We start from the raw sequence: 16,655 nt of genomic DNA on the forward strand, positions 1-16,655 counted from the left end.
ATCGCGCGGCGCTGCCGACGCGAGAATTTCAAAGCGTGAAATATCCGGGCTAGCGATCGATCGGACTTTCATAACCGATCAAAGCCTGGCCTCGAACTTTGTCGACTCCCAGACGATGGATGGCATCGTGACACTCTCGGGTAGCGTGGGCGATCTGCTGGCCAAAAGGCGCGCGGTTGCCCTGGCAGAGACCATCAAAGGTGTGAAATCCGTGATAGACGAGATCAAGGTAACGCCCTCTCCGCTCACGGACGAACAAATCAACGGAAATGTGACCAAGGCATTCGCCGCCGACCCGGCGGTCCGGCACTATGCGGTGACCTCCACGGTGCGGGAGGGCGTGGTCACTTTGAATGGCCAGGTCGCCCACTGGCCCGAGAAGCGTCTTGCCCAAGAGGTGGCGGAGAGTGTGCGTGGCGTGCGGGACGTGCGGAATGAGATTGCGCTGGCACCGCGGGCCAAGGTGACCGACGGCCAGTTGGAAGCGGATATTGCGCGGGTCTGGGGCGAAGACGCATGGCTGGAAGGCACGGCCCTCAAGGTCGCCGTCCACCAAGGGCAGGCGAACCTCAGCGGAAAGATCCACAGCGCCGCGGAAAAAGCGCGGGCTTACAATGATGCCTTGGTGGCGGGCGCGCAATCCGTCGACGACACGGCATTGCAAGTGGATTGGGCTGCAGGCGAGATCATGGAGCGTAACGTACGTCCGGTAACCACCTCGGACCTGACCGCGAATACGGCCGTCGTGGAAACGCTGGTGGACGATCCGCGGGTTTCCGCGTTTCAGACTCGCGTGACGGTCAACGACGGCATCGTGACCCTGGGCGGAGTGGTGGATAACCTGAAAGCCAGAAAAGCCGCCGAAGAGGATGCGCGCAACACCCTCGGTGTCCTGGGCGTGGAGAACTTCATCAAGGTGCGCCCGGTGAATCCGCCGAGCGACAGCGTGCTGACCAATCGGGTCGAAGAAGCCCTGATGCGCAATTCCCTGACGGCATTTGAGCCGATCCAGGTCGCAGCCATACACGGCACAGTTTACCTGAGTGGAATGATCGACACGCCGTACATGAAGGAAACGGCGATCGATTCCGTCTACCGGGTGGATGGTGTCACCGATGTCGAGGACGGCCTCATCTTGCGATCCAAGGCCGGAGTGGCTTCAATGAGTGACTGGGAACTCCAGCACCAAATCGAGAATCAGATTGCGTTCAGCCCGCTTCTCGACGCCCGCAAGATGGAAGTGCTGGTGGCCAACGGCGTCGTCACATTGAAAGGCGAGGTCAACACCCTGGCTGCCCGGCAAACGGCCATGGATCTGGCGCGTAAATCCGGCGCCCGCAGCGTTCGCAACCGACTAACCGTCATGAGTTTGCCGGTCGCCCACCGTCCGGAGGGCGCCAGCTAAATGCTTTTTGTCGCGAAGTTGGAAACCACAGGGTTTTCATGGCGATTCTTATGCTATGAGGAATTATTACCCTATCGGCTGGCTGCTCCTCATCTAAGTGATATTGGAGCTCGATTTCCTAACGGGCTCCTCCGTCATCGCGTTACGAGCCTACGTCGTTACTTTGAAGCGCCATGCACAGGGAGAGCCTGAAAATCCGCTCAAAGACTGGATCGAAGCCGAATACCTGCCGTTGGTGGTAAATTCGGAAGGCGATCTACGCCTCTTTCAAAATGACTTTCAGTCGCCAGCCAGAGCGGCTGGCGTATTCACATTCCGGAAAAGGAGGCGTTCGTTTTCCGCGAGCGCATACGGAATAACCAGATCGAGTTCGATGGCGCGGCGGATCAGGCGCTGCATGGCAAGATCGGACTGGCGCATTTGCTCGCCGATCAAGTTCAGTATCGCTCGCGGATAGACGGCAGCGAGGGGCTCGAAGTATTCACCGTTTTGCGGCACGACTCCACGCCCATCCTGCATCGCCATTTTCACCAGGCGTTCCAGGAAGGCCGGCGTCATCCATGGCAGATCGACGGCGAGCACGCAGAGAAGCGGCGTTTGCATCCGCCAACAGGCGGTTTCGAGGCCGCTCAACGGCCCGCAGTTGGGATGTAGATCATGAATCACTTCCGTCCCGCCATTCAGGTACGGACCATCCGGCCGGCCCGAGATGAAGACTTCGCGCGGTCCCAACGCGGCGAGCGTCGCCAGTTGCCGCTGCCACAGCGGCTGACCTTCGACGATGATGGCGGCCTTGTCGCGACCCATGCGCGTGGATTTTCCACCCGCCAGCAGCACGGCGCTGAACGCAGGATTTCCTGTTGGCGACGGCGGCGATTTGGCGGCATCTTTCGACACGAGATCGCATGACAGACGAGCCCGCCATCACCATCCAGCACCTTTTCATTTCGCCGGGGCATAATTTCGTCGGCCACCATGGGCGGCCGCCGGGAGACAATCTCATGATCGAGGTGCGGGAGATCCACTGCCTCGCAGGGCGCGGTCTGGAGGGCGATCGTTATTTGGATTACAAGCCCGACTACAAGGGACAGATCACCTTCTTCCGCGGTGAAATCTACGACGAACTCTGTGCGCTCTTGGCTGTCTGGGACAAGCCCCCCTCCGCATTCCGCCGCAATGTGATCACGCGCGGGGTGAATTTGAATGCGCTCATCGGGCGCGAGTTCACCATTCAGGGTGTGCGCTTTCTGGGCACCGTCGAATGCTCGCCGTGTTACTGGCAGGATACCGCCTTCGCCCCCGGCACCGAACAGGCACTGAAAGGCCGCGGCGGCCTGCGGGCTAAAATCCTGACCGACGGCGTGCTGCGCGTGGGCTGAGCTGTAGAAACCCATCGACGCGCCGGGCGTCTTCGGGCAAATAATCGCCCCCACCTCCATGAAATGCTTCCTCCTTCCCCTGCTCGCTATCGCCACCACCGCCTCGGCCATCGACCTGCAAGGCGACTTCAAGGGCCCGCTCGGCCTGCAACTCTACAGCCTGCGCGAGACTTTCAAGAAAGACCCGACCGCCGCGCTCGATAAGACGAAGGCGCTGGGCTTCCATTACGCGGAGGTTTACGCCGGGATTCCTTTGCCGCCAGACAAGCTCAAGGAAGAACTGGCCGCCCGCGGGATCACCGCGATCGGCAGCCATTTCGGCTACGACGACCTGAAGAAAGATCTGCCGGCGGCCGTGGCGAAGGCGAAGGCGTGGGGCTTGAAATACGCGGGGGTCGCCTGGATTCCGCATACCACCGCCGAGTTCGGCGAAGCGGATGTGAAGAAGGCGGCGGCCGATTTCAATACTTTCGGTGAGGCGTTCAAGGCAGAGGGAATCCAGTTTTTCTATCACACGCACGGGTATGAATTTCGCCCGGTGAGCGAAGGTTCGTCCGACACCTTTTTCGACATGCTCGTGAAAGAGACCAAGCCTGACCTCGTGTCCTACGAGATGGATGTATTTTGGACCTTCCTCCCCGGCGTTGATCCGGTGAAGTTGCTCGCGAAGTATCCGGATCGCTGGGCGCTGATGCACCTGAAGGACATGCGCAAAGGTGCGGTGCGCGGCGTTTTCACCGGCAAGGCGCCGCTGACCGATGACGTGCCGATCGGCACGGGACAGATCGACTGGCCGGCGGTGCTCAAGCAAGCCGCCAAGTCCGGCGTGAAATACTACTTCATCGAGGATGAATCGCCGACCGTGGAAGAAGCCCTGCCGCAGAGCATCAAGTATCTCGAGACGGTGAAGTAACGCGACTCAGCGCGCGGGCCGTCCGGCGCGCGGCAGATTCGAGCCGGCATCCAGCGCATCGGTCGGCGGAAAATTGCCGGGGCTCGTCGGCGGCCGGGCCGCGGGCGCTTCGTCCGCTGGCGGGTCGAGGACGGGTGCCGGGCCAGTGGTGATGGGGCCGCCGCCGCGATTCCAGCCTTCTTTCTTGGCGAGCAGCTCGGCGAGTTCGATCGGCCATTCCGGATTGGAAAAGAAATCGTCGCCCCCGGAGTCACGGAGTTGTTTGTAGGTGGAAACGTACATCGCATTTTCCAGCGAATCCTTGATGGCCAGCGCCGGGTAGCGGCGCATGGCTTCCTGTTGGGCGCTGCGCGTGAGTTCGGCCAGTTCGGCATCTTCTACGGAGTTTGATTTCGCCCCGGCTGCTTTCGGCGCCGCCGCAGTGCCGGGCAAAGCCGTCGGTGTGCCGCTCACACCCTTGGCCAGCGTCGCCGGATCCACGACCTCGACTACGTTGGAAGGCAGCGACACGTGCAGGTCGCGCACCGCAAAAGTCGTTTCGTCCCCCTTCGCCCCGATGAGGGGAAAGCGGTCGCCCGCCTTGATGAGGAAAGGCTTGTCCGCGATCACCACGCGAGAGTCGCGCAGCACCTTCACTTGTTTGCCGTCGCCCTGTGGCTTGGGGAGCGCGAAGGACTGGGTGAGCAGCGGCGCCTCCGCTTCATCCGAGTGCAATGTGACCACCGGCGAGGGGGAAGCACTGCGGGAACCAACGAATCCTTTCGCCGAGGAATAGGCCTTCTCGGCCAGCGGGATGCCCGCACCGATGAGGCAGATCATCCCCAAGGCCAGGAAACCGCCGTTGCGCTGGCGGAAGACATGCAGCCGCGCGAGCACGAAGAGCGCGGTGAAAGTAAGCAGACACGTGGCCACCGACACCATCGCCTGTGCCCCGGCCAGAAAAATAGCCACGACCAGCATGGCCAGCGCGACAAAGAGCAGGGCGACACCCCAATATAGATTCCGGGGGCCCAAGCCATGATCGCGCAAGGCCGGCGCGTGGACATAGCGTGGAACGAGTTTTTCTTCGCGGCCTTCGGCGGGCTGCGACTCGGCCAGAGAAGCGGGATAAGCGCGGGGGGACTCGGGTGTTTTCACGGGTGGCTAGAATGCCACAGCTTTTTCCCCTGAAAAGAGAAAGTGTGTGGAACAACGCACTTTCGCGACTCAGGAGCGAAGGGCCGGTCAACGAAAATACTCGGTTTCCCCGTCGTAAGCATGCGTCACCTGCATCTCGTGGCCGAGGCGTTCGAGGATCTGGCGGGTGACCTGCAGCTTGGCGTCGAGGAACGCGTCATCGTGCATCGGATCGTGGTGCGTCACGATCCATTTGCGGACCCCGGCCAGCTTCATGAGCACACAGGCATTGGAGACCGAGCTATGGCCCCAGCGTACTTTCTTGGGATATTCCTCGCAGGTGTATTGCGCCTCGTGGATGACCACGTCCGCATCGGAAAGGAAATCGATCATCCGGCCATACGGCACGACCAGCGGGTGGTCGCGGGTCAGGTCCTCGGGTGGGCCGGTATAGCCTTGGAGAAATTCGTTGTCCGGCACCCAGGCGATCTTCTTGTCTTCGATCTCGATCTTGTAGCCCACCGTGGCCCCGGGATGTTGCGAGAATTCCCACGAAACCAGCGCGGAGCCGATCGGCATGGGATTCTCCGCGAGATGGCGAAATTGCAGGTACGACTGCATGTCCTCCATCTGCACGGGGAAGTATTCGCGATCGAGCTGGCCACGCAGGACGGACTTGAGATCCTTGCCGAAGCCCTCGGCGCCGTAGATTGTGATCTCAAATCCCGGCACGTAGGCCGGGGCGAAAAATGGAAACCCCTGGATGTGATCCCAATGCGTGTGGGTGATGAAGAGGTGCAGCTTGCGCCGCGTGGTATTGAGCAAATCGAAGCCGAGTTCGCGGATGCCGGTGCCGGCATCGAAGATGAACTGCTCATCACCCAGCCCCACCGACATGCAGGAGGTATTGCCGCCGTGGCGCAGAAAACGCGCGCCGGGCACAGGGGTGGATCCGCGCGTACCCCAGAGCGTGTAGCGCAGCCGCGTCAGGTCGAGGACCGGGGTGAACGTGGCGGGTTGAACTTCGTCCGCGATGATCGGTGTCGGAAACTCCGGCGCGCCCTTGAAGCCGCCGCGACGCGCAAAGAAAGCGTCGACTTTCTCCACCAGCAGCGCGGGCTCGAAAGGCTTGGTCAGGAAGTCGAAGACGCCGAGGCGCGCCGCCTCGTCATGCTCCGTCTTGTAATCCTTGGCGGTGCAAACGATCACGCCGGTGCGGGCCGTGCGATGTTCGTCGCGCATGGTCTTGAGCACCTCGATACCGTGCATCTTCGGCATCATGATATCGAGGACCACGAGGTCGGGCAGCGTCTGCCGCGCTTTGTTCAGACACTCTTCGCCATCGACCGCCGTTTCCACGATATAGCCCGCACCCTGGAGAGCTTGGGCCATCTTGAAGGCGATCACCCGGACATCTTCAGCGATGAGAATGCGGCCTTTCGCGGGCGTTGGAGTGCTCATACCGGGAATGATTAGAAGCAGGTATTCCCCCGGTCGGAAAGGGGAGTTTTGAACATCCAACATCCAACGTCGAACACCCAACATCCAATGTTCCGCTTCGAAGGAGTTTCGGTCATGCGATGGGTAACTATTGGATGTTCGATGTTGGGTGTTGGATGTTACTCCGCCAGCAATCTCCGCAGGGCCGCGGACAGCCGGTCGAATTCGTCAAAGAGCGCCTGTGCGCCGGAAGGGATGGCTTCCGACTCGTGCCCGCGCGCGGCGTCTTCGAGCTCCCGGGCCGCGGCGTGAGCCCCTGGAGCATGGAATTCGCCGACCAGTCCCTTGAGCCCATGGGCCGCGTGTTCGATGGCCGAAAAGTCGTGCGTGGCGAGGCCATCGCGCAGGTTCGCGAGCAGACGCGGACCGTCTTCGTCCAGGCAAAGATGGATCATCTCCGCGACCACGGCGCGATCGCCGCCGAGACTCTCCATCAACGCCGCAGAGTCGAATGGCGCGCCGTCGTCGCGCGTCTCCGCTCCGGCTGGCGCAGCCGCCTCGGCAGCGGTTTTCGACGCTGGCATCTCTTCCCCGTCCAAAATAAAACCCGGGATCACCGCCGCGATCTCGTTGATCAATTCGCGGCGCCGCATCGGCTTGGCGACATAACCATCCATCCCGGCAGCAAGACACTCCTCGCGGTAGCCCTTCATCACGTTGGCCGTCATGGCGATGATGGGCACGCGCCCGTCCCGCCCTCCCTCGCGCTGGCGAATCTCCGCCGTCGCCTCGAAACCACCCATCCGGGGCATTTGGGAATCCATGAGGATGAGATCGAAAGGCCGGGCGCTGAAGGCCTCGACCGCCTCGCGGCCATCGTGCGCGACGGTAACCGCGTGGCCCCACGACTCCAGGTTCACCACCGCGAGGCGCTGGTTAACGGCGTTGTCCTCGGCGAGCAGGATGCGCAGCGGGCGCTGGCGCGGCACGTCCGTCTCGAGCCCCTTCTCGCGGCGGCCCGGCCTTTTGCCCATCACGTCGACGATCGTATCCATCAGCCGCGATTGCTTGATCGGCTTGGCGAGATGCGCGCCGATGCCCATGCGTTCGCAACGCGCCACATCCTCCGCGCGATTCGACGACGTGAGCATGATGACCCGCGTCTCGCGGAGCGAGGGGCTCTGCCGCATCCGCTCGACCAGGCCGAATCCATCGACATCCGGCATCATCATGTCCGTGACGACGAGCGTGATCGGCTGCCCTTCGTGCCCCGCGCTATCCAAGGCCGCGAGCGCCGCAGGAGCGGAATCCGCGACCACCACTTCCATGCCCCAACTCGTGAAAAGCTCGCGCAGGATGAGGCGGTTGGTGGCGTTGTCGTCCACGGCGAGCACGCGTAGATGCTCCAGTTCCGGCACCTCCACCGGGGGACGATCCGGCTGGCGGGCAAACGTCGCCGTAAACTCGAACGTGCTCCCCCGCTCCACTTCACTCCGCACGCTGATCTCGCCACCCATCATGGTCACGAGCTGGCTGGTGATCGCGAGCCCCAGGCCGCTGCCGCCAAAACGGCGCGTCGTCGAGCTATCGGCCTGCGAGAAAGCGTTGAAAATCCGCGCCTGGGCCTCGGGCGGAATACCGATGCCGGTATCGCTCACGGCAAAACGCAACTTCAACTGCGGATCCTGCGGGTCGAGCACCTCCACCAGCACCGTCACCTCGCCCTGCTCCGTGAACTTGAGGGCGTTGCCCACGAGGTTCACCACGATCTGCCGCAAGCGATGGGCATCGCCGGTGAGTGCATCGGGCACGTCAGGACGAATCTGCAACGCCAGCTCGAGACCGCGCGCATGCGCCCGCACGCCAAGCGATTGCATCGTGTCGCCCAGCAGGTCGCGCAGGTCGAAATCGATCTGTTCCAGTTCGAGCCGACCCGCCTCGATCTTGGAGAAATCGAGGATGTCGTTGAGCAGTTCGAGCAGCGTCTCGGCTGAGCTGCGGACCATGTCCAGGTACTCGTGTTGCGTGGGCGTGAGCTCGGTGTTCAGCGCAAGTTCCGTCATGCCGATGATGCCATTCATCGGCGTCCGAATCTCGTGGCTCATCACCGCGAGGAAGTCGCGCTTGGCGCGATTGGCGGTATCGGCCTCCTCGGCCAGGCGATGCGCCTCATCGGTCTTGGCCTGGAGTTTCTCATTCGCCTCCAGCATGGCCACGTTGCTTTCCACCAGCTTCCGCCGGCTGTGGCGCTGCGCGGTGATCATGCGGCGCAAGGCATCGGCGAGCCGGCCGATTTCGTCGCGCCGATGCTTCACCGTCACGGGCGCGTCGAGTTCCCCACTCTCGATCGCCTCGGCGGTAGTCGCGAGTTCGCCCAAGGGCCGGGTGATGTCGCGAATGAGCGACCAGCCGAGCGCGGAGACGATCACCAGGCCCAGTGCACCGATGGCCAGGGAGAGATTGATCCGCCTTTGCAAGCGGTCGATGCGCTGGTCAAGCAACTCGGCCAGCACGAAGCTCACCTGGCTGGCCAGCTTGTAGTCGGCATCGAGGCGCCGGGTCATCGCTTGGGCGAGGGAATCCGGTTCCATCTGCCAGGAATCCGAAGCCACCGCGAAGTTGATCGCATCCGCGGCTGGCTCGGGGACGTGCAAATGGTTCCCGGCGTTGGACTCCGCCGCCCGGGCTTTCGAGAGCGATTCATTGGCCTGCGTATGGAGGAAATCGATGAGTCCGGCGAGACGGCGCAGGTCGTTGCGGGCCGCGGCATTGAGTGGCTGGCCCGGGACGCTGGCGGCCAAACGACTCCAGGCCTGGGTAACCAGCTCGGCATGCTCGGGCAATTTCCACAGGCACAAGTCCATGAAGTAGTAACTGCCCAGGTCCGGATCGAGCGTCAGCTCCGAGTGGTCCGCCACCTTCTTGAGCAAGTCGAGGCCGCTACGGGTGATGCGCGCCATTTCTCCCTGCGTTTCCGCGGACACCGGCGCGGCGGCGATTTTCCGGCAGCGCGCCGCCAACGCAGGCCAATCGTCGGAAATCTGCAAGCGGGGGCGCAGGCTGGCATCGGCTGCGTCGAGCAGGGCGAGATCGCGTCGCAGGTCCACGCGGCGGCTGGCGCGGTCGGCTTCGTTGGCCGTGGCATCCGAGCCGCGCAGGACTTGCAGATCATGGAGCACCTGCTGGAGCGCCCGGGAATACTCGACCCCCAGCAGTTCGTGCCGTGCCGTGGCGATACCGAGGCTATGCACCGAGGAGATAAGCGCGTAGGTCACCACCATGAGCGGAACCAGAAATACCGCGCCCAGCAGGGCGAGCTTTTGCCAGACAAGCAGGTTCTTCATCTCAAGGGTGCGCGGACAATTACCCGCTGATTCCATGGGAGGCGATGGAAATGAGGCGGCGGACTGGCGGAGGAGCCACCGGACAGGTGTAATTCGTGCCCGGTCCCGCCAAATTGCACCCTGAAATCCCGGTGTGTCTTCCTTTGCGTGTCGCGCCGCTTCAGGTATGCTGTTTCTCTTGGCAAATCCCATGATCGACATCAAAGCGAAGGAAAAAATGGTGGAGCGTGCGCTCCTCGTGGGCGCATATACCGAAGTCACTGGCCGCACCGAGGCGGCGAGCCTGCTCGAGGAGCTCGAGGAGCTCGTCAAGACGCTGGGCATCCCGATCATGGACCGCATGCTCGTGCATCACCGCGAACAGCACGCGCGTCTGCTCATCGGCACCGGCAAGGCGGACGAAATCGTGGCGCGCGCGAAGGAACAGGGGCTCGATGTGATCATCTTCGACAACGAACTGACCCCCAGCCAGCAGCGCAACTGGGAGAAGCTGGCGGGCATGACGGTGATCGACCGGCAGGAAGTGATTCTCGATATCTTCGCCCGGCGTGCGCAGACGCGGGAAGCACGGCTCCAAGTCGAGCTGGCGCAATTGGAATACTCGCTGCCGAGGCTGACCCGGGCGTGGGGACACCTCGTCCGGCAAGGCGGCGGCATCGGTGCGCGCGGTGAAGGTGAAACGCAGCTCGAACAGGATAAGCGCCGCATTCGCAACACCATCGACCGCTGCAAGCGTGAACTCGAACAGGTGCGCCAGTCGCGCGCCACGCAGCGCAAGGATCGCAAGCGCACCCCGGTCCCAAACGCCGCGATCGTCGGCTACACGAACTCCGGCAAGTCCTCGCTGCTGCGCCGGCTGACCGGCGCGGACGTTCTCATTGAAGACAAGCTTTTCGCGACTCTGGATACGACGACTCGCAAAATTGCGTTACCGAACAAGCAACCGCTCCTGCTCACGGACACCGTCGGCTTCGTGCGTAAGCTGCCCCATCGGCTCGTCGAGGCATTCAACGCAACTCTCGAGGAGGCGACAGTTTCTGACTTTCTCATTCACCTCCTCGATGCCAGCCAGCCGGAGGTCATGGCCTTCTATAATACGACCATGAAAGTGCTCGCCGAACTCGGCGCGGACGAAAAGCGGATGCTCGTCGTCTTCAACAAGATCGACAAAGTCCGTGATTCTACGGCCATCGCCGCGCTTCGGACGCACTTTCCTGAAGCCGTCTTTATCTCGGTCCATACGGGCGAAGGTGTCGACGAATTGATCCAGCGCATGGCGGATCTGGTTTCCAATGGCATGGTCACCCGTGAATTTCTTATCCCCCAGAGCGCCGGGGGGTTACTGGCCCAGTTACACCGCCAGGCAAGGGTGCTGGAGACCACCTACGAGGGCGATTCGGTCCGGCTCGTTGTGGTCCTCCCCGCCCGGCTGGCCGAGACCTGCGAAAACCTCTTAAAAGAAGGTGGTGCAGAAAATTTGATCAACCCGACAATTTTCACAGACAAATTGATTGTGACAGGATAACAACTTGCCGCGCCTAGGGACTAGAACGTGCTAATACTTTCCAAAACAACGTCGGATCATGTCATTTCTCGATCGTTTCAAACGAAAAGCGTCTGAAGAAAAGACGCCGGAGAATGCGCCCGAGGTAAAGCCGGAGACAGCCTCCGAAACCAAGGCGGAACCGGCTCCTCCCCGCAAGGTGGATCCTGCTGTCCAAATTGCGGCGGCGGCCGTGGCGGCCGGGTATAATCCGGATTTCAAGCTGCCACCGAAAAAGGAGTCGCCCGCAGGTTCGTCCTCCATTCCCGCGCCGGCGCTCGCCGGATTCGCAGGACCGCAGCACGAGATCATTTTGGAACTCGGCGATTTTCTCCAGCGCATCCCCGCGCAATTGCTGGGCGATCAAAAGCCCGATCCCGCCACGCCGCTCTCGTTCGAAATTGGGGATCTGGCGGATCGCATCGCGCGTGGCCAGACGACGATTCCGGTTTCGGAAATCTACCGGCGCGTGCCGGGAATTTTCCGGGCTGAGATCCTGCCTTCCGACAACGCGGACGTCCGTTTCCCCTGGCAGAAAGTGATGAAGATGCTGGTCGCGCATCGCAACCAGCAGGGCGGTACCGGGTCAGCCGGCCTCACTGCGGCGGCGGCGGATTCCCTGGCGGAGAGGCTGCGTTCGCGGCGGGCCGTGCGCAACATTATCCCCGGCGGCCCCACCGATAGTACCCAAGCTGCCGCGCCTCCACCACCGCCCGCCGCAGCGCCGTTGCCCAAGCCGCCTGAGGTCGTTCTCCCCGTTCAGAATTCCGAGGAAGACGAACGGATGACGAAGGAAGACGCCTTGAAGGCGCGCGATGTCATGCGCAACCTCGTGGCCCGTCTCAAGGGCGAATACGAGCGCCAGATGGCCGCCGCCGACCAGCAACGGAAGTCGTTGCTCGATGAACGGGAAAAAGTCATCGTCGAACTGGTCCGCGCCAAGAAGGAATCGGACGACAAAAACGAGCAGGTCGAATTTGAGAAGAGCGTGGCCGCGAAGAGCGCGGACAATCTCGCCAAGGTGCAGCAGGAACGGGACGCCTTCCGGATGGAGCTTTCCAACCTCAAGGTGGAGCTGAACAAGGGTTCGCAGCAAAGCGAGCAGCGCATCAAGGACCTGATCACCGAGCGCGATGCGCTGGCGCAGCAGCAGGCCAATCTTTCCAAGCAGATCACGGAATTTCAAAAACGCGGCAAGATCGGCGCGGTCGTGGGCGAAGTCGCCGCCGCCGCTGTCGGGGGCGCCGCCGCCTCCGCCATCTCGCAAAAGCAACTCGAAGAATTGCAGCGGCGGATCAATGTGCTCGAGACCAGCCAGCGCGACAATGCGCAGGAGCTCGTTCGCGAGCGCGAAGCCAAGCTCAAGGTCGAGCGCCAGCTCGCCGCCGCCGACCGCCTGCAACAGGAATCCGCGGCGAAGCTTCAGGAATTGCAGGCCACGCTCCAGCGCGAACACGACGCGGCGCTGCGCAAGCGGGAGACGGAAGCCGCGCGCGGTCTCAAGGAAGCGCAGGACCAGGCGGGCACGATTCAAGCCACGAATGCGAAGCTGACGGCGGACCTCGAGGAAACGCGGAAGAAGCTGGCTTTCGCCCAAGAAACGATCGCCGCCGCACCGGCTCCCGAGGAATGGGAGGCCCGCGCCGCCGCCCAGTTCGAGGCGGACATCGAGAATTACCGCACGCGGATCAAAAGTCTGTTGCAGGAGAAGGAAGCGCTGAACAGCGAGAAGCAAAAGCTCGCCTCCGAACTCACCGAGCGGGAAAAAGCGCTGGCCGAGCACGGGGACCAGAAACAGGTCTTCGCACAGGTGGAAGGCAACGCCGCTCAACTCCGCACGGAGAACGAAAAACTGCAGGCCCAGCTCAAATCGCTCCAGGCCGAACACGAAGGATTGGGCGCCACGGTCGTGGCGTTGCAGGGCGTGGCCACGGAGCACGACAAATTCAAGGGCGACGCCGCGCAGATCCAAACCGAGAACGAAAAGTTGCAGTCGCAGCTCAAGTCCTTGCAAGCCGAGCGCGAAGACCTCACCGGCAAACTTCAGGCCCTGCAAGGCGTCGAGAGCGAGCACAACAAGACCAAGGACGCCGCCTCCCAGGCGCAAACCGAGAACGAGAAGCTGCAGGCGCAGCTCAAGTCCTTGCAAGCCGAGCGCGAAGATCTCGCGAACAAACTTCAGACCCTGCAGGGCGTCGAGGCCGAGCACCACAAGACCAAGGGCGACGCGTCGCAGGTCCGCACGGAAAACGAGACTCTGCAAGCGCAGCTCAAGTCTCTCCAGGATGAACGCGAAGACCTGACCGCGAAGATCAAGTCGCTGCAGACCCAGGCGGCGGCTGTCCCCAAGATCACCGCCCGCGCCCAAAAACTGGCAGCGGAGACCGAGAGCACGACGCAGGAATTGGCGGAAGCCCGCGCCGAGCACGCCCGGGTCATCGAGCAGCACCAGGAAGAACTCGCCCGGCTCCAGCAGCAACATGCCGCGGCTCTCTCGGAAAAAGAGTCGTCGCTCCAACAGCTCAACGCCACCATCCCCACCCAGCAATCCGAACTGGCGCAGCATCGCGCGGAAAAAGAGAATCTCGCCAAGGAACTCGCCGCCGCGACCGCCGCACTCGCCGCCGCGGCGGTGGCCGCCAAGGCCCGCGAAGCACTTTCCGCCGAGCACACCCGCGTCACCGCCGAGCATGCCCGCGTCTCCAGCGAACTGGAAGCCGCCCGCAAGGCCAGCGATACCACCATCACCGGGCTGCGCGACGAGCATCAGAAGACGCTCGCCGAGCGCGATGCCCTGGCGAAGGAACGCGAGGCGCTGGCCGCGGAGGTCGCGAAGGCGAAGACCTCCCAGCAGGAAGCTCAAAAGCGGTTTGCGAACGACCTCGCCGCCGCCGAGCAGGCCCGCGATGCCGATGCCAAGACTTTCGCCGAATTGCGCCTCAGTGGCGAGAAGCTCGCCGACGAAAAGAAAGCACTCGCCGACGAACTGGAAAAACTGCGCGCCAGCCACGACGCCGCTTCCACCGATGCCGGCGCCGCCCGTCGGGAGCACGAGAAGGCCCTCGCCGAACTGGCGGCGGATCGCGACAAATTCCGTGGACAGCTCGAGACGGTGACCAAGGAGCTCGTGACCCTGCGGGCCGAGCACTTGGAGTTGAGTTCCAGCAAGGAGGGGCAATCCTCCGCCCGCACCGCCCTCGAAAAGACGCTCGCCGATGTCACCCGGAGTCGCGACGAACTCCTCGGCAAAATCGAGGCGATGGCCGGCGACCTGGCCGCGGCCAAACAAGATCACGGCATGGCCTTTGCCTCGCTCGACAAGGATCGCGACGCGTTGCGCGCCTCGAAGGAAGCGCTTTCCGCGGAGTTTGCCGCCGCCCGCATCAGCCACGACAAAACGCTCGGCGAACTGCACTCCAATTTTGAAAAGCTCGAAAACGCCAAGCTCGAGACCGACCGCCAATTGGCGGACACGCGCCAGCTCGTCGAAGATTTGCAGGGCAAGCTGGCGACCACGGAGAGTTTGCTGGCCGAAACCCGCACGTCGTTGCAGGCACGTGAGGACGCCTTCACGAAGCATCTCGCCGAGCACCATGAAGCCATCGCCTCGCTGACCGGCAAGCACGAGCGGACGCTCAACGCCGTCTCGACGGAAAAGGACGCCGCCGTGGCCAAGATCGCCGCCGAAAAAGCGGCCCTCGCCGCCGAGGTGGACGACAAGATCGCCCGGCTCCAGGAGAATCACACGAATGCCGTGCACAACCTGCGCGACGAGAAGGCCGACGCGATCGCCGCGCTGACCGAGCAGATGAATGGGACCGTGTCCGCGCTGACGATGGAACGCGACAAGGTGCGCGCCGCGCTGACCGAAGCCGAACGCAAGTATCCCGCCGAGATTGCCTCGCTGCTGGACGCCCGCGACAGTGCCAAGCACGATAGCGCCACGGTCGCCGAGCGGCTCGCCGCAGTGTCGGTGGAAGCAGAGCAAAAGCACACGAAACTCATTCAGGAACGGGACGCCGCCCAGGCGGAGAAGGAGAAAGTCGCCGCGGAACTCGAGCAGGCGCGCGAAACGCATAAGGCGCAGGCCGGCGTGTTTGCCAGCGAGTTCAAGACGATCGTCAAGCAGCGCGACGATGCGCTGGCCCAACTCGACGCCGAGCGGGCCCGTCTGGCCGCCAAGGTCAGCGAACTCGAGCACGAGCGCGCTTCCTTCACCACCGCCGAAGGCGAGCTGAAGACCCGCGCCGAGCGCGATCTCGCCCGCATCCGCCGCGAGCGCGACACGATCATCCACCAGCGCGATTCCCTGCGCGAGCGCATCGAGAAGCTCGTCGACGACCAGCGCCAGATGCTGGAGGACATGACTTCCCAAGCGGCCTTCACCGCGATGAAGCACGACGACACAGGCACGATGCGACCGGAGCCACCGGCCGCGGAGCCCGAACCTCCCACCAAGGCACGCGAGACGAAGAAAAAGGAATCGAACGTCATCGACATCAGTGCCGCGGAGATCATCACGCCGATTCAGGATGAGGAAGGGCGCATCAAGATTCCGCGCGTTCGTCCGGTCGTCATTCCGCCGCCGCAAGTTCGGGTTCTTTGAGCAAGGCCGCCCGCGCGGCGAGCCCTCGATGGTGGCGCTGGCTCGTCTTCCTCTGTCTCTTTCTCGCGGCGCTGCCGATTGCCGAGGTCGCCGCGGTGCGCTTCTTCGATCCGCCCGTCACGCCGCTCATGCTCTTGCGACCGCTGGAGTTGCGCCCGGACGGCCGCCCCGCACCCGCGCGGCAATACACCTGGCTGCCGCTCTCCCGGATGCCGCATGATTTCCTCAAGTTCGTGCTGATCGCGGAAGACCAGCGTTTCTTTCGTCATCACGGCTTCGACTGGCGGGAAATCCGCGCCTCGCAGAAGCAGGCGGAACGCACCGGCCAGGAGGCGCGTGGAGCCTCGACCATCACCATGCAATGCGCCCGCTCGCTCTTCCTCTGGCAAGGCCGCTCGTGGCTGCGCAAGGGCCTCGAGGCCTACTACACTTTCTGGATGGAGACGCTGCTCTCCAAGCGCCGCATCCTCGAGCTCTACGGCAACGTGATCGAGATGGGCGATGGCGTCTACGGGCTCGAAGCCGCGGCCCGCGCGCACTACGGCAACGGCGCTCACGACCTCACGCGTGAGCAATGCTGCGCACTCGCCGCCATCCTGCCGAACCCACGCGGCTGGGATCCGCGCTCCCCTTCCCCGCGGCTGGCCGCGCGCATCGCCCACATCCAGCAGCAGGATAAGCAGGTCCGCTTTCCAGAGCTACCAGCGCGCTAGGTTCAGAAAAGAGTGCGCGGCATACTCACGTGAGAAACTTTGGGAGGCTTGAGAGGCTTGATTTACCTTGATTTGACTTTAGGCGCCGCCGACGGCTCCCCTTGAGTCCTCGGAATTTTCCGGTGTGCTCACGTCCTCCTGCGACTCCTCGTTCACGTCCTCCTGGGATTCCTCGCTGGCGGCCTCGTCGTCGGTC

At 62.9% G+C, this 16,655-nt stretch carries 10 protein-coding genes; 6 read left to right on the forward strand and 4 right to left on the reverse strand.

The genetic code is table 11. The annotated features are described in order from the left end of the window. The coding region (locus ABJF10_RS19190; RefSeq protein ID WP_348546217.1) for a BON domain-containing protein at positions 1–1,405 on the forward strand (1,405 nt) is incomplete at its 5' end. 279 nt (positions 1,406–1,684) lie between these two features. Here ABJF10_RS19190 and ABJF10_RS19195 read toward each other — a convergent pair. Then, the gene (locus ABJF10_RS19195) at positions 1,685–2,302 is read right to left on the reverse strand and encodes a molybdenum cofactor guanylyltransferase (protein ID WP_348546218.1); all 618 of its coding nucleotides are present in this window, start codon (positions 2,300–2,302) and stop codon (positions 1,685–1,687) included. 8 nt (positions 2,303–2,310) lie between these two features. Here ABJF10_RS19195 and ABJF10_RS19200 point away from each other — a divergent pair, with 8 nt between their 5' ends. Together ABJF10_RS19200 and ABJF10_RS19205 are read left to right on the forward strand one after the other, a co-directional pair. Next, entirely contained in the window at positions 2,311–2,784 is a 474-nt protein-coding gene (locus tag ABJF10_RS19200) for an MOSC domain-containing protein (protein ID WP_348546219.1), read from the forward strand. A 58-nt stretch (positions 2,785–2,842) separates the two neighbouring features. Further along, positions 2,843–3,697, forward strand: coding sequence for a sugar phosphate isomerase/epimerase (locus ABJF10_RS19205; protein WP_348546220.1), 855 nt, complete (start codon positions 2,843–2,845; stop codon positions 3,695–3,697). A 6-nt stretch (positions 3,698–3,703) separates the two neighbouring features. On the opposite strand, the gene ABJF10_RS19210 is transcribed toward ABJF10_RS19205, so the two are convergent. The 3 genes from ABJF10_RS19210 to ABJF10_RS19220 all read right to left on the reverse strand — a co-directional run bounded on the left by ABJF10_RS19210 (position 3,704) and on the right by ABJF10_RS19220 (position 9,597). Further along, the gene (locus ABJF10_RS19210; RefSeq protein WP_348546221.1) at positions 3,704–4,834 is read right to left on the reverse strand and encodes a hypothetical protein; all 1,131 of its coding nucleotides are present in this window, start codon (positions 4,832–4,834) and stop codon (positions 3,704–3,706) included. 87 nt (positions 4,835–4,921) lie between these two features. Continuing rightward, a complete protein-coding gene (locus ABJF10_RS19215; protein ID WP_348546222.1) occupies positions 4,922–6,274 on the reverse strand; it encodes a response regulator in 1,353 nt (450 codons plus the stop codon). Positions 6,275–6,432: 158 nt separating this feature from the next. Then, the gene (locus ABJF10_RS19220) at positions 6,433–9,597 is read right to left on the reverse strand and encodes a response regulator (RefSeq protein ID WP_348546223.1); all 3,165 of its coding nucleotides are present in this window, start codon (positions 9,595–9,597) and stop codon (positions 6,433–6,435) included. 190 nt (positions 9,598–9,787) lie between these two features. Here ABJF10_RS19220 and hflX point away from each other — a divergent pair, with 190 nt between their 5' ends. From hflX to mtgA, 3 genes are read left to right on the forward strand one after another with little or no spacing between them, the layout of a single operon-like run. Then, a complete protein-coding gene (hflX, locus tag ABJF10_RS19225; protein ID WP_348546224.1) occupies positions 9,788–11,122 on the forward strand; it encodes a GTPase HflX in 1,335 nt (444 codons plus the stop codon). Positions 11,123–11,180: 58 nt separating this feature from the next. Next, the gene (locus tag ABJF10_RS19230) at positions 11,181–15,746 is read left to right on the forward strand and encodes a hypothetical protein (RefSeq protein WP_348546225.1); all 4,566 of its coding nucleotides are present in this window, start codon (positions 11,181–11,183) and stop codon (positions 15,744–15,746) included. Next, complete coding sequence (mtgA, locus tag ABJF10_RS19235; protein ID WP_348546226.1) at positions 15,743–16,459, forward strand: monofunctional biosynthetic peptidoglycan transglycosylase; 717 nt, start codon at positions 15,743–15,745, stop codon at positions 16,457–16,459. The genes ABJF10_RS19230 and mtgA overlap by 4 nt, the downstream gene beginning before the upstream one ends. Positions 16,460–16,655 lie beyond the last annotated feature (196 nt).

It is taken from the genome of Chthoniobacter sp. (assembly GCF_040003245.1).
Lineage (GTDB): Bacteria > Verrucomicrobiota > Verrucomicrobiia > Chthoniobacterales > Chthoniobacteraceae > Chthoniobacter.